This is a genomic window from Phytohabitans houttuyneae (genome assembly GCF_011764425.1).
Classification (GTDB): domain Bacteria; phylum Actinomycetota; class Actinomycetes; order Mycobacteriales; family Micromonosporaceae; genus Phytohabitans; species Phytohabitans houttuyneae.
In genome coordinates, this window is sequence record NZ_BLPF01000002.1 from 1,604,467 (window position 1) to 1,628,389 (window position 23,923).

18 protein-coding genes and 2 pseudogenes are annotated in these 23,923 nt (G+C 69.6%); 11 read left to right on the forward strand and 9 right to left on the reverse strand.

What is annotated here, in order from left to right; genetic code table 11:
* Positions 1-11: 11 nt before the first annotated feature.
* A pseudogene (locus Phou_RS30605) lies at positions 12-5,473 on the reverse strand (ATP-binding protein).
* A 317-nt stretch (positions 5,474-5,790) separates the two neighbouring features.
* Here Phou_RS30605 and Phou_RS30610 point away from each other — a divergent pair.
* Positions 5,791-6,366 carry a dihydrofolate reductase family protein gene (locus tag Phou_RS30610; protein WP_173062309.1) on the forward strand — a complete coding sequence of 192 codons (576 nt, stop codon included), beginning with the start codon at positions 5,791-5,793 and terminating at the stop codon, positions 6,364-6,366.
* Here the strand turns inward: Phou_RS30610 and Phou_RS30615 are convergent.
* Complete coding sequence (locus Phou_RS30615) at positions 6,351-7,058, reverse strand: helix-turn-helix domain-containing protein (protein WP_173062312.1); 708 nt, start codon at positions 7,056-7,058, stop codon at positions 6,351-6,353. The two genes, Phou_RS30610 and Phou_RS30615, sit on opposite strands and share 16 nt — an antisense overlap.
* Complete coding sequence (locus Phou_RS30620) at positions 7,055-7,933, reverse strand: alpha/beta fold hydrolase (protein WP_173062315.1); 879 nt, start codon at positions 7,931-7,933, stop codon at positions 7,055-7,057. Before Phou_RS30620 ends, Phou_RS30615 begins: the two co-directional genes overlap by 4 nt.
* A 107-nt stretch (positions 7,934-8,040) precedes the next feature.
* Here Phou_RS30620 and Phou_RS30625 point away from each other — a divergent pair, with 107 nt between their 5' ends.
* Complete coding sequence (locus tag Phou_RS30625; protein WP_173062318.1) at positions 8,041-8,790, forward strand: GNAT family N-acetyltransferase; 750 nt, start codon at positions 8,041-8,043, stop codon at positions 8,788-8,790.
* Here Phou_RS30625 and Phou_RS30630 read toward each other — a convergent pair.
* A complete protein-coding gene (locus Phou_RS30630) occupies positions 8,748-9,326 on the reverse strand; it encodes a hypothetical protein (protein WP_173062321.1) in 579 nt (192 codons plus the stop codon). The genes Phou_RS30625 and Phou_RS30630 overlap by 43 nt on opposite strands.
* Positions 9,327-9,360: 34 nt before the next feature.
* Here Phou_RS30630 and Phou_RS30635 point away from each other — a divergent pair, with 34 nt between their 5' ends.
* Positions 9,361-9,711, forward strand: a complete 351-nt coding sequence (locus Phou_RS30635; protein ID WP_173062324.1) for a hypothetical protein — start codon at positions 9,361-9,363, stop codon at positions 9,709-9,711.
* 393 nt (positions 9,712-10,104) lie between these two features.
* On the opposite strand, the gene Phou_RS30640 is transcribed toward Phou_RS30635, so the two are convergent.
* Positions 10,105-11,874: a P-loop ATPase, Sll1717 family gene (locus Phou_RS30640; RefSeq protein ID WP_173062327.1), complete on the reverse strand. Its 1,770-nt coding sequence runs from the start codon at positions 11,872-11,874 to the stop codon at positions 10,105-10,107.
* 595 nt (positions 11,875-12,469) lie between these two features.
* Here Phou_RS30640 and Phou_RS30645 point away from each other — a divergent pair.
* Positions 12,470-13,183, forward strand: a complete 714-nt coding sequence (locus Phou_RS30645; protein WP_173062330.1) for a class I SAM-dependent methyltransferase — start codon at positions 12,470-12,472, stop codon at positions 13,181-13,183.
* Here Phou_RS30645 and Phou_RS30650 read toward each other — a convergent pair.
* Positions 13,158-14,276: a lipase family protein gene (locus tag Phou_RS30650; RefSeq protein ID WP_173062333.1), complete on the reverse strand. Its 1,119-nt coding sequence runs from the start codon at positions 14,274-14,276 to the stop codon at positions 13,158-13,160. The two genes, Phou_RS30645 and Phou_RS30650, sit on opposite strands and share 26 nt — an antisense overlap.
* Positions 14,277-14,432: 156 nt before the next feature.
* On the opposite strand from Phou_RS30650, the gene Phou_RS30655 reads away from it, so the two are divergent.
* Positions 14,433-14,861, forward strand: a complete 429-nt coding sequence (locus Phou_RS30655; RefSeq protein WP_246273968.1) for a Fur family transcriptional regulator — start codon at positions 14,433-14,435, stop codon at positions 14,859-14,861.
* Positions 14,862-14,902: 41 nt separating this feature from the next.
* Entirely contained in the window at positions 14,903-17,155 is a 2,253-nt protein-coding gene (gene katG / locus Phou_RS30660) for a catalase/peroxidase HPI (RefSeq protein ID WP_173062339.1), read from the forward strand.
* A gap of 190 nt (positions 17,156-17,345) precedes the next feature.
* On the opposite strand, the gene Phou_RS30665 is transcribed toward katG, so the two are convergent.
* Together Phou_RS30665 and Phou_RS30670 are read right to left on the reverse strand one after the other, a co-directional pair.
* The gene (locus Phou_RS30665) at positions 17,346-17,915 is read right to left on the reverse strand and encodes an ImmA/IrrE family metallo-endopeptidase (protein ID WP_173062342.1); all 570 of its coding nucleotides are present in this window, start codon (positions 17,913-17,915) and stop codon (positions 17,346-17,348) included.
* A 19-nt stretch (positions 17,916-17,934) separates the two neighbouring features.
* A complete protein-coding gene (locus tag Phou_RS30670; RefSeq protein ID WP_173062344.1) occupies positions 17,935-18,435 on the reverse strand; it encodes a helix-turn-helix domain-containing protein in 501 nt (166 codons plus the stop codon).
* A 209-nt stretch (positions 18,436-18,644) separates the two neighbouring features.
* Between Phou_RS30670 and Phou_RS30675 the strand changes: the two genes are divergently transcribed.
* The 5 genes from Phou_RS30675 to Phou_RS30695 are packed head-to-tail and all read left to right on the forward strand — an operon-like array spanning position 18,645 to position 22,360.
* Positions 18,645-19,562 (forward strand): AAA family ATPase, encoded by a 918-nt coding sequence (locus Phou_RS30675; protein ID WP_173062346.1) that lies wholly within the window; start codon positions 18,645-18,647, stop codon positions 19,560-19,562.
* Positions 19,559-20,026 carry a CBASS system Cap8 protein gene (locus tag Phou_RS30680; protein ID WP_173062348.1) on the forward strand — a complete coding sequence of 156 codons (468 nt, stop codon included), beginning with the start codon at positions 19,559-19,561 and terminating at the stop codon, positions 20,024-20,026. The genes Phou_RS30675 and Phou_RS30680 overlap by 4 nt, the downstream gene beginning before the upstream one ends.
* Entirely contained in the window at positions 20,023-20,541 is a 519-nt protein-coding gene (locus Phou_RS30685; RefSeq protein ID WP_173062350.1) for an HORMA domain containing protein, read from the forward strand. The genes Phou_RS30680 and Phou_RS30685 overlap by 4 nt, the downstream gene beginning before the upstream one ends.
* A complete protein-coding gene (locus tag Phou_RS30690; protein ID WP_173062352.1) occupies positions 20,541-21,425 on the forward strand; it encodes a CBASS oligonucleotide cyclase in 885 nt (294 codons plus the stop codon). Before Phou_RS30685 ends, Phou_RS30690 begins: the two co-directional genes overlap by 1 nt.
* Positions 21,422-22,360 (forward strand): S-4TM family putative pore-forming effector, encoded by a 939-nt coding sequence (locus Phou_RS30695; protein WP_173062355.1) that lies wholly within the window; start codon positions 21,422-21,424, stop codon positions 22,358-22,360. The genes Phou_RS30690 and Phou_RS30695 overlap by 4 nt, the downstream gene beginning before the upstream one ends.
* A gap of 720 nt (positions 22,361-23,080) precedes the next feature.
* On the opposite strand, the pseudogene Phou_RS55780 reads toward Phou_RS30695, so the two are convergent.
* Positions 23,081-23,856 (reverse strand): annotated as a pseudogene (locus tag Phou_RS55780) (molybdopterin-dependent oxidoreductase).
* Between the last annotated feature and the right edge of the window lie 67 nt (positions 23,857-23,923).

Consider the following 23,923-nt stretch of genomic DNA (forward strand, 5'->3'; position numbering starts at 1 on the left):
CCCGCGGCGCGTCAGGCCAGGCGCGCCTCCAGCGCCTCGATGATGCGCGGCCGCAGCTCGGCGGCGCTGATCACGGCGTCGACGGAGCCGACCCGCACGGCGCGGTGGATGTCGTGCACGCGGTCGAACTCCGCGGCGACCTCGCCGAGCTTCTCCACGCGGACCGTGGCCCGCAGCTCGTCGAGCTCGGCGGCGAGCGTGGCCCGGTCGACGCCGGTGGCGGCCGCGACGCGGGCCTCCAGGTCGCGCACGCGCGGATCGGCGGCGGTACGGGCGTTGACGTCGCCGGTGAACACCACCGCGGCCGCGGGAGCGCCGCCGAGCACCGAGGCGAACGAGCCCTCCAGCGCCAGTACCGTCATGTTGGGGTTGAGCATTTTGGAGAACACGACGAACGCGCCGCCGTGGTAGCGGGAGATCACGCAGAACACGATCGGGCCGCGGAAGTTGACGATGGCGCGGCCGATCTCGGCGCCGTACTCCAGCTGGAGCTTGCGCATCGACTCCGGTGAGCCGTCAAAGCCGGACAGGTTGGCCAGCACGACAAGGGGCCGGTTGCCGCTCGCCGCGTTGATGGCGCGCGCGGCCTTCTTCGACGAGCGCGGGAAGAGCGTGCCGGCCGTGTACGTGTCCGGGCCGTCGGTGGGCGGGAAGCCGCGCCGCGGCACCGAGCGGGACTCGATGCCGAGCAGGCACACCGGGATACCGCCGAGGTGGGCGTCCTGCACCACCGCGGTCTCCGCGTCGGCCATGCCGGCCCAGCGTTCGATCGCGGGATGGTCCTGATCGGACACTGCCCGCATCACGGACCGGATGTCGAAGGCCTTCTTGCGGTCCGGGTTGGCCTTCGCGGAGAAGATCTCGCCGACGGTGGCGAAGTCGCTGCCGTCCATGGCGTGCGGGAAGCCGGAGACGTCGCGGTCGATCGGGTCGGTGGTGGTGGCCCGCCGCGGCGCCGACTCGCCCGGCGCGACGTACGTGTGGTCGTAGTGCGCCATCAGCACCCCACGCGCCGCGCCGAGGGTCGGTGCCCAGTACTGCGCCTGCCCGTTCGGCCCCATCACCCGGTCGTAGCCGCCGATGCCGAAGTTGTCCTCGGCGGACACGCCGCCGGAGAAGTCGAGCGCGTGCTTGCCGGTGAGCACCATCGCCGAGTCGGGCGTCATCACCAGGATGCCCTTTGTGTGCATGAGCATCGTCGCCTCGGCGTTCCAGTACGGCTGGGCGCCCACGTTGATGCCCGCGACCACGATGTTGATCTCGCCGCCGTCCTGGGTGAACTCCACGATCCGCTTGAGCGCGGCGGCGACCCAGTCCATGTTCTCCGTGCCCGACTCCATGGAGATCCGGGCGCCGGCCGACAGCGCGTACCACTCCAGCGGCACCCGCATCCGCTCCGCCAGGTCGAGCGCGGCGATCACCCGCCGGCACTCCGGCTCCGACAGCGCGCCCAGCGACTTGGTGGGGTCGCCGAGCAGCACCACGCGGACGACACCCTGCGGGTGCCGCTCGGTCGGCGTGGTGACCACGCCCGCCACGATCGCCGCGGTGTTGCGTCCCTTCGGGCGGCCCACCGGCACCAGCACGTGGTCGTCGTCGAGGTCGTGCTCCACGAAGTCGCCGAGCATCCCGGCCACCTCGTACGGGTACACCGTGTTGCGGCTGCTGGCGCGCAACGCCTTGAGCCGGTAGTCGTCCAGCGGCTCGACCGGCTCGTCGGAGGGCTCACCCATGGTCAGCTGGGTGCCGCGGGTGGCGTCGAAGGAGATGCGCATCCAGGTCTTGGCCAGCGCGCCGGTCGCCCGGTCGCGCTGCCGGCCGATGAACAGGATCTCCTCCAGCCCTGCGCCAACCGTGGTCGGCAGGACGCGCCGCGCGATCATCTCCATCTCGTCGCGGGTGATGTCACCCGGCGGCCACACGTACAGCACGATCCGGTTGGTGTTGAACCGCTTGTTGGACGGCCGCCGGGACTGCGCGCGGCGGATCGAGTCGGCGCAGGTGGCGATCAGGTTTTCCGCGGTCGGCAGCGCGACCAGCCGGCCGTCCTGGTCGCGCAGGTCGGCCAGGTCGCGGATCTGCGCGAAGGCGACCAGCCGGTCGTCGGACGGGTTTTCCCGCGCCACGCACTGGAAGAGGTAGACCTCCTCGTCCGAAGAAGGCAGGCGGGTCAGGTCGAACCGGCTCAGCCGCTCCATCTGCATCCGCTGCGCGATGTACGGGTGCAGGCCGCGGATCAGCCGCTGCTCGGTCATCACGCCGTCGGACGGGCGGAACGTGACGTGGTGGTGCATCACGGCGCCGCCGCGGCCGGCCACGGTGGTGGTGAGCCGGCGCACCTGGTGCGGCAGCGGGTGCGCGGCGACCACCTCGTGCAGGGCGGCCGCCATCGCGTCGGAGTCTTCCGGCTGCCCCTCCCAGGCCAGGTAGATGTCGGCGTCGACCGGAACGTCGCCGTCGCTGGCCAGCTCGGCCAGGCCGCGCAGCGCGCCACCCAAGGTGTCGAACCGGACGGCCGCCGAGACCACGCAGGAGCTGGCCCGCTCGGCGACCACGAACGCGCAGCCCGCGACGTGCCGGGTGCGGACGCCGGTGAGGCCCTTGTTGCCGTAGTACCGCCGGGTCAGCACCTCCAGCATCACCGAGTTGTCCAGGTTGGCCCGGACCAGCCGCTGGCCGAGCAGGCGCACCAGCGGCTCGGTGCTGCGCACCATCTCGGCGATCCGCTCGGCCCGGTCGGGCGACTGCGGGTGCGCGTCGAGGTGGCGCAGGTGCTGGCGGACCTCGGCGTACACCCGGGCGCGGTTGCGCAGCAGCAGCGGCTGGGCGAACCAGGCGAACACCACGCCGCGGGCCAGGTCGGCGAGCACGGGGAAGCGGACCTGCGTGGCGGCCACCAGCCGCTCCAGCGCCAGACCGGCCGGCTCGCGCAGCGCCTCGTCCGGCGGCGACTCGACCAGCCAGGCGCGCAGCAGCGTGGCGACCAAGGCGGCGTCGGTGGAGGCCCGCTGCTGGGCAAGGAAGATCCGGAACACGGCCGCTTCGAGCTCGGGTGTGCGCTCCAGCTCGGCGACGCCGTAGTGGCCGACGGCGGTGGCGAGCTTGACCCGGAACGTCTCCGGCAGCCCGGCCCGCTCCACGTCCAGGCTCTGCAGGTACATGTGGAAGAACTCGCGGGGGCTGCGCACGTGGCTGTCGCCGCCGGCGCTGTCCTCGCCCGTCGGCCGGTTGCGGCTCAGCTCGGCGAGATCCGCGAACACCTCCAGCAGCGCCAGCTCACCGGCCAGCGGCCGCACACCCTCGGCCACGGCCGCCCGGCGTGCGGCGAGGTAGTCCTCGAGCACGCGGCCGTCGTCGTGCGGGTCGACGTCGTAGCCCAGCAGCAGGCTGCGCAAGTCCTGCTGGCCGCGGGCGACACGCAGGCGGGCCGGCGCGTCCGCGGGCGTGGCGGGCAGGTCCAGCTCGACGTCCGCCGCGGGCGCCGCCTCGACGTCCGCGGAGTCGTTGAGCGGCTCCAGCCGCAGCAGGGGCGCACCGGTCTCCACCTTGCTGCCGACCGTGACAGCGCACTCCTTCAGGCGCGCCCGGAACGGCGCCCGCAGCACCGTCTCCATCTTCATGCTCTCCATCACGAGCACCGGGGCGTCGGCCTCGACCTCGTCGCCGACCGCCACCGGCACGGCGACGACCAGTGCCGGCCACGGCGAGCGGATGACGCCGCCCTCGTCGCGGCTGACGCGGTGGGTCACGCCGTCGACCTCGACCAGGTGGATCGGCCCGTGGGTGGCGGTCAGCAGCCGGTACCGCTTGCCGTTGACCGCGATCTGCCCGGTGTGCTCGTCGAAGCGTTCCAGCTCGACCTCGGCCGTGGCGCTCTCGCCGCCGGCCTGGATGCCCACCTGGAACCGGTGCGCGCCGACCCGCGCGACCCGCACGCGGTAGCCGGCGCCGCGCAGCTTGAGGTCGAGCGGCCGGCCGCTCTCGTGCTGCACCTGCGGGCGCCCGCCGAACGCGGTCGACAGCAGCCGCTGGCGCTCGGCGCGTTCCTCCTCCTCGTACGCCTCGATGGCGGCGGCCGCCACCGCGACGGCGGAGTGCTGCTGCGAGACGAGCCGGCCCTCGCCGCGGACGCGGTCGATCCAGCCGGTGTCGGCGCTGGCGTCGATCACCTCGGGCTGGTCCAGCAGGTCCAGAACGAAGCTGCGGTTCGTCGCGCCGCCCTCGATCACGACAGTGGTCTGTGCCATGGCGCGGCGCAGGCGGCCGAGGGCCTCGTCGCGGTCCCGGCCGTACGCGATGATCTTGGCGATCATGGAGTCGAAGTCGGCCGGGATGGTGTCGCCCTCGCTGACGCCGGTGTCCACCCGGATGCCGGGCCCGACCGGCAGGTCCAGCCGCGCGATGCGGCCGGGGGAGGGGGCGAAGTCGCGGTCGGGATCCTCGGCGTTGAGCCGGGCCTCGATCGCGTGCCCGCGCTCGGCGGGGGCCGGCCTTCCAGGCGGCCGCCGGCCGCCACCTCAAGCTGCGCTTTGACCAGGTCAAATCCGGTCGTGTACTCGGTGATCGGGTGCTCGACCTGCAGGCGCGTGTTGACCTCCAGGAAGGCGAAGATCCGGTCGCCGGGGTGGTAGAGGAACTCGACCGTCGCCGCGCCCCGGTAGCCCACCGCGACGGCCAGCCGCTCGGCCGACGCCTTGAGCTCGTCCGCCTGCTCGGGGCTGAGCACCGGCGAGGCCGACTCCTCCACGATCTTCTGGTTGCGCCGCTGCACCGAGCAGTCCCGCACGCCCAGCGCCCACGCGGTGCTGCCGTCGGCGATCACCTGGACCTCGACGTGCCGCGCGCCGGTCACCAGGCGCTCCAGGAAGACCACGCCGCTGCCGAAGGCCCGCTCGGCCTCCTGCCGCGTGCGCGAGTACGCATCCTCGAGATCGGCGCCGTTGGTCACCACCCGGATGCCGCGGCCGCCGCCGCCCGCGGTCGCCTTCAGCATCAGCGGGTACCCGATCCGCTCGGCGGCCGCCAGCGCGTCGTCCACGGTGTCGACCGGGCCGCGGCTCCACGGCGCCACCGGCACGCCGACCTCCTCGGCGATCAGCTTCGCGCCGATCTTGTCGCCGAGCCGGCGCATGGCCTCCGCGCTCGGCCCCACGAAGGTGACGCCGATCTTCTCGCACAGCTCCGCGAACGCCGGGTCCTCCGCGACGAACCCCCAGCCGACCCACGCCGCGTCGGCACCGGTCTCCACCAGCGCGGACTCCAGCAGCGGCAGGTTCAGGTACGGACGCGCCGCCGCCGGGCCCAGCTCGTACGCGATGTCGGCCTCGCGCACGAACGTGGCGGTGCGGTCGACGTCCGTGTGCAGGGCGACGGTCTCGATCCGGGAGCCGGTCTGCGCGGCTATCTCGCGGACCGCGTGAATGAGCCGCATCGCGGCCTCACCGCGGTTGACGATGGCGATACGCCTGAACACCTGCGAACCTCTTCCCCGTCGCGGCCGACACGTCCGGCAATGATCTGGTCCCCGGATCCTCGCCGATCGTAAAGCGCGAGCCCAGTGGCCCGCTGACGAGAAAGCGGGGCCAGCTTTTGGCGGAACCCAACAACGAGTCTTGTCGGATTCGCCTAACCGGCCTTGCTTATGGTACTGGCGCTCACCGCAGGACGGCCGTCAGGTTTGCTGTCGTTTCCTTACAAGACGTCGCCAAGGGCGCGCCCTAGCATGCGGAGTGGCCGCATTTTCGATCTACATGGCGACCTCGTCGCCTGACCATGGAGGAGAAACCTCGCATGCGTGAGCTGGTCTATACCGGGTTCATGTCGCTCGACGGCGTTGTGGACTCACCGGGCGGTGGACCGGGCGAGGAGCACCGCAGCGGTGGCTGGGTGTTCAAGGACCTCGAGATGGTGCCCGAAGCCTGGACGATCAAGGGGGAAGAGCTCGCCGACACGACCGCGCTGCTCTTCGGCCGCCGCAGCTACGAGGCGTTCGCCCCCGTCTGGCGAGAGTCCGAAGACCACGCCGACTACAAGGAGCTGCCCAAGTACGTCCTGTCCAGCACGCTGCCCGAGGACGCCCTCATCGACGGATGGGGCCCGACGACGATCCTGCGCTCGACCGACGACGTCGCCGAGCTCAAGAAGAGCGACGGCGGCGCGATCTTCATACACGGCAGCGCGGAGCTGGCCCGGCGCCTGTCGGACGCGGGCCTGATCGACCGCTACAACCTGCTGGTCTTCCCGGTGCTGCTCGGCGGGGGCAAGAGCCTGTTCAGCGACGCCGACAAGGCCAAGCAGATGCTCAACCTGCGCGAGTCCGAGGCGTACCGCAACGGCATCCTGAAGCTGATCTACGAGGTCCGCTGATCCAGGCTCAACGCGATCGCCCCGCCGGTGCCCTCGCGCAGCTGCCGCGCCGTCCGCCCGACGTACCGGTTCAGGGCATGGGCCAGGTGCGGCGCGTCGAAGTACTCCAGCCCGGTGACGACGTCGGCGACCGGGGCGCCGGCGGCCAGGAGCGTCGCGGCCTCGCGCGCGCGTTCGATCTGGCGCACGGCGCCCTGGGTAAGCCCGGTCGCCGCCCGGAAGCGGCGTTCCACCGTGCGGTCCGAGACCGGCGGGCGGTGGCCACGGCGCACCTCGGCGACGAGCGGGTCGCGGACCAGGGCACCGGCCCGGACCAGGCGCTCCACCAGGGCCTCGGCGTCGTCCGGGCCCGGCGTCTCCCAGCGGTCGCCGTCGAGCTCGAAGGTGCGGTGGGTGGTGCCGGGCAGCACGACCCCGCCGTCGACGAGGACCGGCGCGGGCAGCGCCCGCAGCGACGTGCCGACGGCGAAGTCGATACCCACGAAGGTGGCGCCGTCCGGCACCGGCGCGGTGCTGGTCCTGGTCTCGGGGCCGGTGACGCTCGCGTACGCCTTCCCCTCGCGCTCGTGGAACACCAGGCCCCAGCGGACCGCCGCCACCGAGGTCATCCGCGTGACCTGCTCGCTGGTGCAGGTCCACACGCTGTCCACCCACGGTGAGTCGGACGCCCGGGTCTGAAACCGCAGGTTCATCGCGCCTCGCCCCGCCTCGCCACCCGTTCGATGGCGTCGATGAACTGCGGCCAGACCGGCCGGGGCAGGTCGTGGCCCATGCCCGGCACGACCAGCAGCTCCGCCTTCGGAATCGCGTCAGCGGTCGCCCGGCCGCCACTGACGCCGATCAGCGGATCCTCCGCCCCGTGGATGACGGCCGTCGGCGCGGCCACCTTCCGCAGCTGCTCCGTGCGGTCGGGCGCGGCCAGCACCGCGGCCAGCTGCCGGGCCGTGCCCGCCGGCCGGTACGCCCGGTCGACCTTCGCGGTCGCCCGGCGCAGCAGCTCGTCGTCGCCGACCGGAAACCCGGGGGAGCTGAGCAGGCGGGCGCCGACCAGCGCGTTGCTGATCGCCTCGTCGCGGTTGGTCGCCGGCGGCCGGGCGAGCAGCATCGCCGCCTGCGGCGTGGGCTGGCCGACCGTGCGGTCGCCGGTCGTCGACATGATCGAGCAGAGGCTGCGGACCCGCCGCGGATGGCTGATCGTCAGCTGCTGGGCGATCATGCCGCCCATCGACGCGGCCACGACGTGCGCCGACTCGATACCCAGCGCGTCGAGAAGGCCGATCGTGTCGCCCACCATGTCGCCGAGCCCGTACGGCACGGTGCGCAGGTCGCCGCCGAACACCGCGGCCAGGTCGGGCACCCCCGCCTCGTCGCAACCGCCGGACAGGCCGGCGTCCCGGTTGTCGAACCGGATCACCCGGTACCCGCGGCCGGCGAGCCGCTCGCAGAACTCCTGCGGCCAGTCGATGAGCTGCGCGCCGAGCCCCATGATCAGCAACATCGGCGGGTCGTCGGCTTTCCCGAGAACGTCGTACTCGATCGTGATGCCGTTCGCGGTCGCTGTCGCCACGCCGCCCACCTCTCGTACGCGCCCGGTCGCGCGATCATTATCGCGACCCGGGCCGCCACCGGCCCAGGCGACTTCCGGCATCGTGATCTCGCAGGAATGATTGCCGCATGACGACCGGGACGAACCCCGCCGCCTTGGCCGAGGCGCCACTGCTCCAGGCCCGCAACTCCGCCGCGTTCTGGGCCGCGACCGGCCGGGCCCGCGGGCACGAGGTGCTGCGCCGCCCCGGCTTTCTCGCCGTCGCCGGCGACGACCGCGCCGGCCTGCGCATCCTCATCCAGGAGCCCAAACTCGGCGGCGACGAACTGGCCGAGATCACCGAGCTAGCGCGCGGCGCCGCCGGCCCCGTGGATGTCGAGGACCCCTTCAGCGCGACCGACCTGACCCACCTCAACCTGCGTAGCTGGCAGATGCCGGTCATGCTGCGCCAGCCCGGCCCGGTCGCCGAACCCGCGATGAGCGTGCGCCGGGTACGGACCGAGGACGACCTGCGCGCCGCCGAGCGCGCCGTGATCGACGGCTTCGAGCTGACCAGGTTCGAGCCGTACCGCGGCGGCGAGATGTTTCCGATGGCGCTGCTCACCCAGCCGGGCGTCGACGTCTTCGTCGCCCACCTCGACGGCGAGATCGCCGGCGCGGCCGTCACCGTCGTGGCGAACGGGATCGCCAGCCACTACTGGGTCGGCACGCCACCAGCCTTCCGCTCCCGCGGCGTGGGCCGCGCGGTGATGCTCGGCTCGCTCGCCCCGCTGACCGGCCTGCCGGTCACCCTCACCGCGTCACGGCTGGGCAAACCGCTGTACGAGTCGCTCGGCTACACCGTGGCCGCACCGTCAACCTGGTGGTCATCGACCTGAGACCCGCCCGGCGTCGACGACGGGCGCCGGCCCCGCCTGGCCCGCCACCACCGGCGGACCAGCCAGCCAGGCCCTTGCACGGGCAACGGCAGCAGCAACGGCACGGCCGCCGTCACGGCAACGACCAGCCAGAGCCCCACATCGCCGGGATCGCGGACGCGCGTGAACACGATAAGCGCCGCCACGAGCAACGACGCGACCTCCACCGCGTCGTTGCGCACCCTCGCCAGGACCCGCCGGCGCCCCGTCAAAACCTCCGGCCGCCCAACCTCGCCGTTCCTCATCGCCGCGGCCCAGCCCCGCCACGAACCCGCCATGACCCACACGAACGTGATGGGTGCCTTGACCAGCGAGATCCAGGCCGCAAACCACGCCCGCCGGTCAGCGACGTCGCCGAGCAGGCCGGGCGCGACCCAGGACAGCAGCACATAGGAGGCGAAAAGCAAGAAGAAGTCGAGGACGAACACGACCACGGGGATGCCCGGCGCCAGCAGGCGGCTCGCGCGCCTGACCTCCTGAGCGTCCATCATCGACACGCCCCACAGTATCGGCGACCGGTACCGTCTGCGGATGCCGCGCCTCCACCACGTCACGTCCGTGCGCAACCGCGAGTCGATAAGGACGTACGGCCTGGACTGGTCCCGGATGGGGGCCGCGCGGGGCATCGCAGGCAGCCGCGGCCCGGAGGTCGAGGGCTGCTTCCTCTGCGTCGACCCGCACGAGGTCGACTGGTTCATCTTCTTGAACAACACTGGCGGGCCGGTGGACGTGTGGGCGGTGGACGGCATCGAGGTCGGCGAGCTCCTTCTCTCGCCCGAAGGCCACCACTACTTCCCGGGCAGGATCGAGCCCGGACGCCTCACCCTGGTACGGCAGGACGTGCCGGCCGGCAGATCTCTCGCAAACGATGCCGGTGCGTGAGCTGCGAGCCGCCGCGATGTCCGCAGTGGTCCGGACCGTCGCTCCCGCGGCGTCACCCTCCGCGTTTCGTCGCCCCATCCCTCCGGACCGACGCCACCCCGCATGATGTTTCGGCCGGTTATGAGACCGCGGAGCGTCCGAAAGCCAGTCCTGGTGGCGACGAACTTTGCGCTATAGCGATGTCGACGCAAAGCGAGATCCCTCGCGGCTCAACGCCGTGGCGCAGCGCATCGCCGGATAGAAAGGAATGGCTTGGTGGGGCAGCGGGGCGCCCGACGGACTACAGCCTCACGACCGTGTACTAGGCAGGAGCGTCCCGCGCCGAACGGATAAGTCCAACACCAAGAAGCACATAACAGGGTCTACGGGCAAGGTATGCGGGGCGGGACCGCTTCAGCCCTGAATGTCTAGTGCGGGCCGAAACGCTGGATGTACGACGAAGCCGTTCACAGAGCGTAGATTGCTGATGTGGTCAGGAAAGCTCGGATCGTCGTAGTTGAAAATCGCAGGCTCATCCTCTTGTCGCCCATCGGTAGCCACTGATTCCGGAGTGGATGTGACGCAACCGATAAAGCCAATATTATGTAGCATTCTAAGCAAGGGTTGACATACTTCCGTCGGATCTTCCGAACCGGATGCCGACCAGAGCGGCGCGGCCAGTTCCTTCATCCATGGAGTACCGGCAAAGTCTGGCTCGACAGTAAGCAATGCACAATTGACTAGCCGTTGTGACATCTGCTGCCAGGTAAGGGTGTATGGACTTCCGGTGAAGATGCGCAGCACGCGCTCAATGCCTGGAAATGTTGGCTTCCATTCGTCCCGTAGGGCGAGTAGCCGATTAGCCGAGTATGTAGCTTCTGCGGCATGAATGCTCTTCCACGTCAACTTTTCCTTGCCGTTGGCATACGAGAAGCATTTGTTGAGGAAGGCGATTGCATCCCGGGGGCGCATTAGCGTGCGGTTCAGGATGTGAACGAGCGCGTCGCCCATCGTGCGATTTGTTCGAGGCAATATGTCTGCGACACATTTGATGTCATCTAGGTCGAATCGAGTCGCCGCTGCAGCGGCACGATTATCTAGTAGCTCGCGTAGGTCGTCTTTACTCCACGCCACTCTGTGACTAAGGGCGCGGAACTTTTCCTCCTGCCCGCCGGTGCGTCCGAAGTCCAGTGATTCGAAGATATTCGTTCGTAGTGCTACCAAAACCTTCAAGTTCTCGACCCTTGTCAGGTCGAATACGGCACGGAAGAGGCAGCGGATAAGGTCGTTTCCGACCTTCTCGTCCGCCCAGTCGCGATCGAGGTCGTCGATAATGATGTACGTGAAGTGCTGTCGAGAATCGAGGATGTCCTCATTTAGAACAGTCATCATCTTGTTCAGTCGAGGCAATTGGGTCTCGTTTACGACTCGCTGAAATCGGTTGACCAGTTCAGTTCGCTCGGCAAGCGACTCCCCGTATGAATCTCCGCCAGAAATTGAAAGATCCCCGATGCCGGTGGCAGAGATCTTGGCACCAGATTCGGCCTTGATCTGATTCTCGAAAGTTCTGGTTATCTCCTTTACTCGCTCATCGGTCTCACACCAGAACTTTCCCTCGAATTCTTCGAGGTATGCAAGTGCGGCGCGTTTGCTTCGATCGCGCTTGATTTTGTCCTTTAGTACGTCCATGAATCGCCGCTGAGCATCCGCTGAATCGACTTTGTAGCGATGTTTGATGATTTCGATCAAAAGGACGTGCTTCCAGAGTGCAATGAAGAGAGAGTCCAGATGTGCGTCAAGCGAGTAAAGGTACTTGATGACACCAAGCTCTGTTATGTACGGAAGGGAGAGGTCCTCAGGATTTACTCGGATTGTGTGTTCTCGGTGCGCTTCCTCTAGGCGCCTGAGGCAGGCTGACTTGCCGCTGCCGGTTCGACCGATCAAGAAGCACTTGCGATCTTCGGGTGAGACGATCGCTCGATAGAGCCAAGTCTCGTAGAAGGCTTCTCGTAGTAGGCCGTCGAATTCCGCCGCCTCCTCGCCCAGGTTGAACTCGCCGCGAATCCGTCTACTTCGGACCGGCCTCGGCACGAGATACCCCCACAGGTCATCGGAAGCGAGTGGGGGCGATTCTAGCGTGACGTCAGAGGTTTGTAGCGGCGTGGCGTGCGGGTGGGGACGCATAAGTGATCCAACGACGACCTCGCGCGGGCGGTCGTTGCCTGGAGCAGAAGTCCCCCGATCGTCCTATGAGTTTCCGATCGTGCCCTAACGACGAGCATCAAGCCCTTGTCTCGGGTGGGACCGAGGGCTTGGTCCCACCCGCTTCGTTCGCGCTACGGGTTACCACCACGCAAACCATAGGCTGGAGTCGGAAGATTGACGGTCGCCTCGATGGCTCGTGTCTGGCCATCGGAGATCTTGCCCCCTCATGATCGTCGCCGGTAGGGCTGGCCAGGTCGGATTGATGGGCATCGACCATAGGTCGCTGCCACAAGTGAAGAACCCCGGTCTCCACCTGAGACCGGGGTTCGAGGAGCGTCAGAATCCTGACCGTCTACGGGCGACTCGGCCGTCCGCCATAAGTCGGCTTCGGGAGGTCAACGGTCGCCTCGATGGCCAACGTCCCAGCCATCCGAGATCTTGGCGCTTCCTGGGAAGTCACCGGAGCTACGGTCCGGACCACGCGGCGTCGCGGCAGTCCTGACCATTTCGCGCTGGAACTTCGAGGGATCTTGAGGTGCGCGGTCACCCCAGCCCCGGCGGGTACCCTCGGCCGGTGTTCTCGCCTCAAGGTCCGTCCCTCCGCGAGCTCTGCGTCCAAGCGTTGTCGTCGGTCGAGCGGGGCTATGACCTGCTGGCTCCGAAGTTCGACTTCACGCCCTTCCGCACCCCGGAGAGCATCCTCGGTCCGACCGCGCAGGTGCTTTCCGAGCTCGGACCGTTCGACCAGGGGTTGGACGTGTGCTGCGGCACGGGCGCGGGCATCCGGGTCCTCGCGTCCGTGTGCCGCGGACCGGTCACGGGCGTCGACTTCAGCGCGGGCATGCTCGCCCAGGCGCGCGGCGCGCATCCGGGCGCGAGGTGGGTGCGGGCCGATGTGCGGGCGATGCCGTTCGTGCAGGGGTTTGACCTCGCGGTCACGTTCGGGGCGCTCGGGCATTTCCTGGCCGCGGAGCGTCCGGCCGTGTTCGAGGGGGTGTACCGCGCGCTGCGGCCGGGCGGGCTCTTCGCTTTTCCGATCGGCGCGCCGCCGTCGCTCACGTCGGTGGCGCACTGGGTGACGGCCGGGTTTGATCTGGCCATGCGGGTCCGCAATGCCTTGTGGCGACCGCCGTTCGTGATGTACTACCGCACCAGCCCGCTGCCCGCGGTCCGCGACGACCTGGCGGCGGCGGGGTTCGCGGTGACGGCGGCCGCGCTGCCTGGGCTGGGCCGGCAGCGGGACGGCAGCCCGCGGTACGGCCTCATTCTCGCGCGTAAGCCGGCCTGAACATCTCGCCGAGCCACACCACGACGGTCGGCGCCACGGCGGCCAGCACGGTGAAGTGGTCGGCGCCGGCGATGGGTACGTAGTCGACGTCGGTGCCGCCGGCCGCCAGCTGTCCGGCGGTCAGCTCGGTCAGCGCCGCGGGCAGCGCGTCCGCGGTGCCGTGGGCCAGGCGGACCGGGCGCGGGTAGCGCGTCACCGGTACCTCGTCGTCGGCCAGCAGTGCGGCGAACCGCGCGCCGGCGGCGGGCGGGGCGAGGAACGCGTCGGCGTTTGTGACGCCCGCGGCGGAGGCGGCCAGGTCGGCCACGCAGAGGCGGCCCGCGGCCGCGACGAGCTCCAGGCCGCGCGGTGTGAACCAGTCCTCGGCCCGGAAGTCGGCGCGGTCGGTGATCGGCAGGGTGCGGCCCAGGTATGGGATCGCCGGGTTGAGCGGCGCGGTGGGGACGCCGCTGGCGGCCGACTGCAGCCCCCACTGCGTGGTGGGTGCCACCGCGATGGTGCCGACGTGGCGCAGCTCGGGCGCGTACGACGTGGCGAGCGAGCCGGCCCACAGTGCGGCGTGCCCGCCCATCGAGTAGCCGACCGACGCCCACGCGGGGGAGACCGGCGCGATCCGGCGGGCCGCGCGCACGACGTCGATGAGGGCGGCCGCCTCGGCGCGGCCGTGCACTCCGGAGCCTTCGCCGGGCGTGCCGATGCCCTCGTAGTCGGTGACCGCGACCGCGTAGCCGGCGGCCAGCAGCGCCTCGCCGAGCGGCCGGGCGAACGGTGGCGTGCCGGCGACCGATGCGGCGCAGGCGTCGGGCGTGCCGTTGAAGCCGGGCCCGAAGCCGACCACCCGCCAACCCCCGGCGGGTGGTCGCCCGGTGGGCACGCTGACCGTGCCGCTGACCACGGTGCGGCGGCCGCTCCACGAGGTCGAGACGTACCAGACACGCCACGCGGCGCCGGTGCCGGTCAGCCGAAGCTCGGTGGGCAGGGGGCGCACCGCGACGGGGGTGCCGAGCGAGCGTCCGCGCTCGTTGGCGGCCGCCGGCGCGCCCGCCGCGACGAGCGACGCCATGACCGCGATGAGTACCAGCCCTCGCTTCATGGATCGATGGTAGTGACTGTCGGTCGGGCGGTGTGGCCGTCCCGCCGCGGCACGGGTCGATCACGCAGTGGAGCGGGACCATCCGCCCGGTGTGAGATGATCGGCGAGTCGCCCGAAAACCTGAACGTTTCCAGAAAAGTGTTCTATGTTGATCGTGTGAGGGCGGACTTCGAGGAGCAGCTACGAGCGGTCTCGCTGCGCGTGACCAGGCCGCGGCTCGCGGTGCTCGCCGCTCTTCGCGACAACCCGCACGTCGACACCGACAGGGTGATCGCGCTCGTCCGGGCCGACCACCCCACGGTCTCCCACCAGGCGGTGTACGACGTGCTGCGCGCCCTCACCGACGCCGGCCTGGTGCGGCGCATCCAGCCGGCCGGCGCCACCGCCCGCTACGAGTCGCGGGTGGGCGACAACCACCACCACGTGGTGTGCCGCTCGTGCGGCGCGATCGCCGACGTCGACTGCGCCGTCGGCCACGTCCCCTGCCTGACCGCCTCGGACGACCGCGGTTTCGTGGTCGACGAGGCGGAGGTCGTCTACTGGGGCACCTGCCCCGACTGCGCGGCCGAACCTACGCCCAAGTGACCGAAGTTAGGCCAAGTGACCGGAAGTTCGGAAGGAAACGAATGAGCGACACCCAGGACAGCGCCCAGTCGAGCGCGGCGGGCTGCCCGGTCGCGCACGACTCCGTGACCGCGCACGGCAGCGAGAGCGAAAACCCGGCGATCGACTCGCCGACCCCGAAGCGGAGCGGCCGCCCGCGCTCGATCCGCGACTGGTGGCCCAACCAGCTCGACCTCTCGGTACTGCACGCGAAGTCGTCAAAGGGCAACCCGCTGGGCGAGACGTTCAGCTACGCCGAGGAGTTCCAGAAGCTCGACGTCGAGGCCCTCAAGCAGGACATCGCCGAGGTGCTCACCACCTCGCAGGACTGGTGGCCGGCCGACTTCGGCCACTACGGCGGCCTGATGATCCGGATGAGCTGGCACGCCGCGGGCACGTACCGCATCCACGACGGCCGCGGTGGTGCCGGCGACGGCGGGCAGCGCTTCGCGCCGCTCAACAGCTGGCCGGACAACGCCAACCTCGACAAGGCGCGCCGGCTGCTGTGGCCGGTCAAGCAGAAGTACGGCCAGCAGATCTCCTGGGCCGACCTGCTCGTGCTGGCCGGCAACGTCGCCCTGGAGTCGATGGGCTTCAAGACGTTCGGCTTCGGCTTCGGTCGCGAGGATGTCTGGGAGCCGGAGGAGATCTTCTGGGGCCCGGAGGACACCTGGCTCGGCGACGAGCGGTACGTCACCGACACGACGATGGCGCCCGAGGTCGGCGCCACCGAGATGGGGCTCATCTACGTCAACCCCGAAGGCCCTCGCGGCAGCGCGGACCCGCTGGCGGCGGCCCACTTCATCCGGGAGACGTTCGGCCGGATGGCGATGAACGACGAGGAGACCGTCGCCCTCATCGCCGGCGGCCACACCTTCGGCAAGACCCACGGCGCCGCGATCGCCGACGACCATGTGGGCCCCGAGCCCGAGGCCGCCCCGTTGGAGGCGCAGGGCCTGGGCTGGCTGAGCAGCCACGGCAGCGGCAAGGGCGGTGACGCGATCACCAGCGGCCTCGAGGTGACCTGGACCGACCGGCCGACACAGTGGAGCAACCGGTTCTTCGAGATCCTGTTCGGCTACGAGTGGGAGCTCACGACCAGCCCCGGCGGTGCGAAGCAGTGGGTGGCCAAGGACGCCGAGGCGATCATCCCGGACCCGTTCGACCCGGCCAGGAAGCACAAGCCGACGATGCTCACGACCGACCTGTCGCTGCGCGTCGACCCGGCGTACGAGAAGATCTCGCGCCGCTTCCTGGAAAACCCGGACGAGTTCGCGCTGGCCTTCGCCAAGGCCTGGTACAAGCTGCTGCACCGCGACATGGGCCCGGTCAGCCGCTTCCTCGGGCCGTGGGTCGCCGAGCCGCAGTTGTGGCAGGACCCGGTGCCGGCCGTCGACCACGCGCTCGTAAGTGACGCCGACGTCGCGGCCCTCAAGGCGAAGGTGCTGGACTCCGGCCTGACCACCGCCCAGCTGGTCTCGACCGCCTGGGCCTCCGCGGCCAGCTTCCGGTCGACCGACAAGCGCGGCGGCGCCAACGGCGCGCGGATCCGCCTCGAGCCGCAGCGCAGCTGGGAGGTCAACCAGCCCGAGCAGCTGGCGACGGTACTCGACGCGCTCGAAGGCATCCAGCGGGAGTTCAACGACGCCGGCGGCGCGAAGATCTCGCTGGCCGACCTGATCGTGCTGGCCGGCTCGGCCGCCGTCGAGAAGGCTGCGCGCGAGGGCGGCTTGGAGGTGACGGTGCCGTTCCACCCCGGACGCACCGACGCCACCGCGGAGCAGACCGACGTCGAGTCCTTCCGGGTCCTCGAGCCGCGCGCCGACGGGTTCCGCAACTACCTGCGTGCCGGCGAGAAAACCCAGCCGGAGGTACTGCTCGTCGACCGCGCGTACATGCTGGACCTGACCGCGCCCGAGATGACCGTCCTCATCGGCGGCCTGCGCTCGCTCGGCGCGAACGTCGGCGGCAGCCAGCACGGCGTGCTGACCGACCGGCCGGGCGTGCTCACCAACGACTTCTTCGTCAACCTGCTGTCGCCGGGTACCCGGTGGAAGGCGTCGGAGTCCGAGGAGAACGCGTACGAGATCCGCGACGCGGCCACCGGAGAGCTGAAGTGGACGGCCACCGCGGTCGACCTCATCTTCGGCTCCAACTCGCAGCTGCGGGCCCTCGCCGAGGTGTACGCCAGCGGCGACGCCCGGGACAGGTTCGTGAGGGACTTCGTCGCGGCCTGGACCAAGGTCATGGAGCTGGACCGGTTCGACCTCGCCTGATCCGCACTCACCTGACGGGCCCGGCCGATCGCTGATCGGCCGGGCCCGCTCCCTGCCGCAGCCGGCGAACCCCTACGACACCCCGCTACGACACGGCGCCCGCTGACGATCAGCCTGCCGATGCTCGGCGGACGGGGGTCCACCCTTCCTCGTTTCGCGCGGCCCTGAGCGTGGCCGGATCGCGAATTGCCTAGCGCCGGATGCGGCCTGACCGCGCACGCTGCGCTTGCAGGAGGACACCGCTGGCGTTGAGTCGGAACCTGGCCATTGGAATGCTGACCTGATGCTTCTGGGCGATGGCGGCTGGGTCCGAGCCGGCGAATGCCTCACGCAGAAGGAGGGCACGGGGGAGGAGCAGGCAGCCGGCAAGCCAGTTCGCCTCCTCCTCCTGCTCGGGGTTGCAGGTGAAGAAGGTATGGCCGCCGATTTGCTGGAGTTCTCGGACGTCATGGCGTAGCAGCAGGTGGGCGATTTCGTGAGCGATGTCGCTGTTGGTGCGGCCTACCTCGTTGTAGGGGTTGCTAACGATGACGGTTCGGCCGTCGGGTAGGTGGAACGTCGCGGCGGAGAACACGCCGGGTTGGAGCCGGTCGAGTTCTTCGAGATCGGCTTGGTCGACGAGGTCATCCGCTGAATAGATTTCGATGCTGAGGTGCGTGGCGAGATCGCGTATCGGCATGTGAGCGTGCGGCTGGAGTCCAAGCTGGGCTCGCGTGCGGTCGGCGAGCCGCTCGGCCTCAGTCTTGAATCCCCGTCGCATGTGGTGTCCGCCTTCGCCGTCAGCGTTCGGCCGACGGCGTGGTGGTCAGCTTCTGTTGCATCTGTTCGAGCAGCTCTGCGAGCTTGCGAGAGGCCTCAGGGTTGAACGTTGTCGCGGCCCGAAGGTGAACGCGCATGCCGCGATCGGTGCCAGCCAGGTTGGTGTACAGCTCGCGTACCAAGCCAGCGATCTTCTCCGCCGCAGCGTCAGTGAGGTTGGGATCGCGGGCGAGGTGGTAGGCGATGACCTCGGGCGTGTTCTCGGTCCTGATCTGCGGCGGTTCGAAGAAGCGTTCCGGCGGAAGGCCGAGCCAGTGCACGATTCTCCGGAAGTTCGCCAGATCGGGCAGATCGCCCTTCTCGACCCGGGCCAAGGTGTTGAAGGGCACCTCGGCCTGTTCGGCGGCGGCCCGCAGACTTAGCCGGCCTCGTCGCTCGCGCTCGGCGCGGACGAGCCGTCCCAGCATCTTGATGTCGATCGGCTCGTCCACGTCCACCTCCATCACCACGTCGAGGGTCATGTTTTGGATCAACATAATCGCATCAGTGTGGCTGGACTCGTCGGGTCGGGCGGGGCGTACGCGTCGAGTCGCGGGACTGGAGCGCCGAGCGGTTGTACCTCGATCGGTACATGCCGTACGATCCTCGTGGTTCCAGCGTAGCCCCATTTCGTGGGAGCCGGGAGGACGCACGCTCGATGCGGGTAGGGACCCGCGAATTTGGGGGTTATATGGCTCAGGCCGTTGGTGCGCGCCGGGCTGCGCGGCGTCTGCCGGATGTGGCGGCGCCGGGCGTAGCGGACGCGCGGCAGTTGCCCGATGAGGAGTTCGCTGGCGCGTGGTCAGCGATCGTCATGCCGGCGGGGACGAAGAGCAGGTTGTTGCGCACCGCGGTCGCGTCAGCGCACCTGCGTGCGGCAGTGCCGTTCGACGCCCTGCCGTTGCATGGGGTGCTCTTGTTGGCGGGACCACCCGGTGTCGGGAAGACCACCGTGGCACGCGGCCTCGCGGACCGGGTGTCCCGGACCGTGGTCGACACGTCCCCGTGGTTGTTCATCGAGGTTGATCCGCACGGACTGGCCAGCTCGTCGCTCGGGCGTAGCCAGCGGGCAGTTGATCAGTTGTTCGGAACGCTGCTGGATGAGCACGCCAGCGCCGGCCCGATGATCGTGCTGCTGGACGAGGTGGAGACGTTGTTCACCGACCGGACCGCGCTGTCGATGGAGGCCAACCCGATCGACGTGCACCGTGCGGTGGATGCCGCGCTGGTCGGCCTGGACCGGCTGGCTCGACGCCACCCGAACGTGCTGATCATCGCGACCACGAACTTCAAGGAGGCCATTGATCCCGCCCTCGCGTCGCGGGCTGACTGGATCTTCGAGGTCCCGCTGCCCGACCGCACCGCCCGGCGGACGATTTTGGAGCACACCGCGGCCGCGGTCGCCGCCGCCTTCCCGGATGCGGCTGGGCTACTGGAGCCGGACGTGCTGGACCGCGCGGCGGACTTGGCAACCGGCTTGGACGGCCGCCAATTGCGCAAGGCGGTCGCCGCCGCGTGTGCCGTCCGCCGCGAGGCGCAGGGCGATCCCGGTCGCGTTTCCGGCGAAGATCTCCTGACGGCGCTCGGCGAGCTGGGTGGCCGATCATGAGCGTGGTTTCCAGGACGGTTCCCTCTGTACCGGTGCGCACCTCGGTCGAGACGTGGGACGCGATCGTCGAGTCACTCACCGCGCCTGACCAAGCGGCGCGCACGAGCTTGGAGACGATCACGAACGTGGCCGCCATGTTGATCGCCGAGGAGTACACCCGCGACGCCCCGATCGTCGTCATGCCCGCCAGCGGCGACCGGGTACGGATCTATACCGCGCACGGCACGGCCGCGATCGAGAGTGAGGACGAGCCGCCGCTGGCGACCTGGCCCCTCGCCGACCCGGGCTGGCGGCTGTCACTTCCATGCGGCATCGATGACATCGACGACGTTCGCGCCGCGCTGCAGCCGTACCCGTTCGTTGAGGTGCGGGACGTCACCGACGGGATCGCGGTCACCGCCGCATCGACACCTCATGCAGCCGGCTCCATCTCGATCAACTACGACGAACTGGAGCGGTCGTGAGCACGAGCGTCCGGGTCAACACCTACACCCACGCGACCACCCACGTCGCGACAAACATGCTTCGCAGCGTGAAGCAGATCATCCGTGAGAGCGGACTGAGCACCGACAAGATCCGAAACCAGTGGGGCGTGCTCGAGTCCGGGGTGGCGACCTGGCTGGGATCCAGGCACCTCAAGAGCCTCGTGCTGGAGGTGTACGACCCCGGCAAACCGGCCGGCGCTGACCTGGTGGGCCGGTTCGACTTCACCATCGACTACACGTACTACGGCGACGGCGACGGCGAACTGTGGCTCGACCCGGATACCGTCTCCTACACCGTGCGCAAGAACGGCTCCTACCCGTCGCGCTGCGAGTACCGCATCGTCGCCGAGACGGCGTCCGGCCGACCAGACGTAGCCGGCTGGAGCAGCACCACTCTCCGTTCGACGGCCGGCTTCACCCGGCACTCCGTCGGTACCGCAATCGGCGGCGGCAGCCTCGGCGCGGGCCTCAGCTACTACACCCGGAGCAGCTAATGATCAGTCCGAACGAAGCGTTCCGTAAGTTCCGCACGCGGCTGGAGACCACCGATGCCGAGGACAACTCGGCCAGCACCCGGCAGCAACGCATCCGTCAGCAGCTCGATGCGGCGTTGGACATCAAGGAGGACTTCCTCACCGGCGCGTACCGGCGGCACACCAAGACAAAGCCGCTGCGCGATGTCGACATCATGATCGTCCTGACGGACCCCGGTTACCTCGACCGCCACCCCCACGACGTACTGGAAGATGTCCGCGGCGTGCTGGCGCCGCACTACGGCGACGACCGCGTGTGCTGCGACCGGCGCGCCGTACGCGTCGACTTCGGCGTGAACGTCGTCGACGACGTCAGCGACGAGGTCGTGTCGTTCGATGTCGTCCCCGCGTTCGCCCACGGCGACCACTACCTGATCCCCGACGACGTCCAGGGCGAGTGGGTCCACACCAACCCCAAGGTCCACGCGGACAAGGCCACCACGGCGAACCAGAACTTCGCCGAGCAGTGGAAGCCGCTGGTCAAGATGATCAAGAAATGGAACGAAGTTCACGCCCACCCGATCGAGCCGTCGTTCCTCATCGAGGTGATGGCCCTGAAGCTGATCACCGGTTCGTGGTCCGGTGACCACCGGCGAGAACTCCGGCAGTTCTTCGCCAGCGCTGCCGACCACATCGACGACGGCTGGTCCGACCCGGCGGGCGTCGGCCCGGACATCTCCGACGTTCTCGACGGCGACGCCACGAAGATGGAAAAGGCGCGCGCGGCCCTGCGGGCCGCCGAGGCCGCGTGCACCGCGGCGATCAACCTGGAGCGGTCCGGCCGCACCGGCGACGCCCTCGCAGCATGGCGCAATCTGTTCGGTCCGTTGTTTCCGCTGTCGTGACCGGTACGCCAACGGCCCGGCCGGTTCCCGAGGGGCAGTCCTCGCTTATCAAACAGCGGCAGGACAATCCCGAGCACCTGCGGCGCCTGCTCGCCTACAGCCGCTACTACCAGGTCGCTCACCGCTGGCGGCGCGCTCGGGCCTTCGGGACGTTCGTCCTAGCCGCCGTCGGCCCGTTCGTCTCGCTGTCCATCCCGTCTACCACCGACCTCGTAGCGGCTATCAGTGCCGGCTGGCTCGTGCTCGGCCGCACCCTGTTGACGTGGATGGAGCAGCGCAGCACGCTCGAAGCGGTCCGGGTTCATGAGCTGTACGACACGAGCTTGTTCCACCTGCCCTGGAACGCAGCCCTCGCAGGCCGACGACCGTCGCCCGACGACGTGTGCGCGGCGGCCCGGCAAATCAAGGCCGACACCGACTATCGCGAGTGGTACAGCATCGACCTAGGTAACACGCCGTGGCCGGCCGATGTCTTGCTCTGCCAGCGCCAGAGCATGGTGTGGAGCCGACAGGATCACCGGGCGTACGGCGGCACCATCCTGATCGCGGGGATCTCCTGGTTCGTCGTCGGGCTCATCGTCGCGCTCGTCCGGGACATGAGCCTGGCGGACTACCTCGTCAAGATCTTCCTTCCTAGCGCGCCGGCATTCCTCGACTCCGTAGAGCTAGCCCGGCTGCATTGGCAGCACGCAACCGCCCGCCAACAGGTCGAACACAAAATTAACGATCTCTGGCAGGCGTACATCACGCAGCCAGAGACGGTGACCGTCGCCGAATGCCGCGAGATTCAGGACTCCGCGTACCTGCTCCGCCGGGACGGCCCCCGGGTACCGCAGCTCTTCTACAAGCTGCGTCGGGCAGCGTCGGAGGCGAACACGAAGGCCGGCACCGAAGCCCTGCGCAACGAAGGCCGAGAGCCGGACCCAACACCGTAGTGCGCTTGATCGGGTCGGGCTGTTCGGGGAGCGCCAACCCGAACACGACAGCGAGGCTGTAGGCCGCCGCACGCGGGTGGTCGCCGAGGTACTGGTCGCCGCCCTTGGCCCACGCATCGATCTCCACGGTCCAGGGCAAGTACTTGTGGGGACGAGCAGAACCGCGAATGCGGCGACGCCAGTGGTGCCTACACCGACGAGTAGGACTTCCGGGAGTTGGTGCAGGCCGCTGGTCGCGGGGGCCGCAGCCGCTCGACGGGCCGGAGATGGAACCATTCCGGTACGAGTGCCGAACGATCAGGAGCGGGCCAACGGCGGCGGGTGGAAGCACCGACTGCTCGGACGGCGCGGGCCCGGAGGTGGCCGGGCCGGAGGGCGCAGGCGCCTGTGGCACCGCTGGGTTCATGCTCGCGCACGGCGGCGTCCAGGCCGGGTCCATCGTGGTCGCCATCACCTGGGCGCCCCTGCCCGAGAACTCACCCTCGCCCAGGTGCGTGACCTCGCCGGCACCCCAGGGAACTGCTCTTTCAACACGCGCTCCATTGTGGACCGTCGGCCCACCCAGGGACGCGGCCACAGCGTGCGGCCATGGGCGCCCGCGCTGCACGGACGGTGGGTCGCCGCTCAGTCGCCGCCGCCGGCAGGCAGCATGCCCCAGATCAGCGGCATTGTGGGTGCGGTCACAGCCACCCACCTCTCCGGCAGTCGATGGCGAACCGGCTACCGGATGGTGACGGCGACCGTGTGCCAGCCGGTGGCGCCGTCGGGGAAGGGTGCGGCCCGTTCCGGCGTCTGGGTGTCGCCGGTCGCGTCGGTGGCGCGGACCCGGATGGTGTGGCCGCCGGCGGTGGCGTTCCAGGTGTGTCGCCATTGGACCCAGGTGTCGACGGACGGGACGGGGAGCAGTTCGCACAGGGTCCACGGAGCGTCGTCGACCTGCAGTTCGACGGCGGCGATGCCGCGGTGCTGTGCCCACGCGACGCCGGCGATCGTGACCGGTCCCGGGTCGAGGGTGGCGAACGGCGTGGGCCGGTCGATGCGGGAGGCCGTCTTGACCGATGCGGTGGCCGCCCACCCGCGCTGTACCCAGTAGGCGTCGACCTGGTCGAAGCGGGTGACCGTCAGCTCGGTGACCCATTTGCACGCGCCGGCGTAGCCGTAGAGGCCGGGGGTGAGCATGCGCACGGGAAAGCCGTGGCGCAGGGGAGCGGCTCGCCGTTCATGCCGACGGCCAGCAGGGTGTCCCGGCCATCCATGATCGTTTCGATCGGGGTACCGATGGTCATGCCGTCGGTGGAGCGGGCGACGAGCTGGTCGGCGCCGGCCCGGATACCGGCCTCGCGCAGCAGGTCGGACAGGGCGGCGCCGAGCCACCGGGCGGTGCCGACGTACGGGCCGCCCACCTCGTTGGAGACGCAGTTGAGGGTGATGTCCCGCTCGGCGAGCGGCCGGGCGAGCAGGTCGGCGAAGGTGAGCGTGACGGGCCGCTCGACCATGCCGCGCAGGCGTAGCCGCCACCCGTCGACGTCGACGCGGGGGACCGTCAGGGCGGTGTCGACCCGG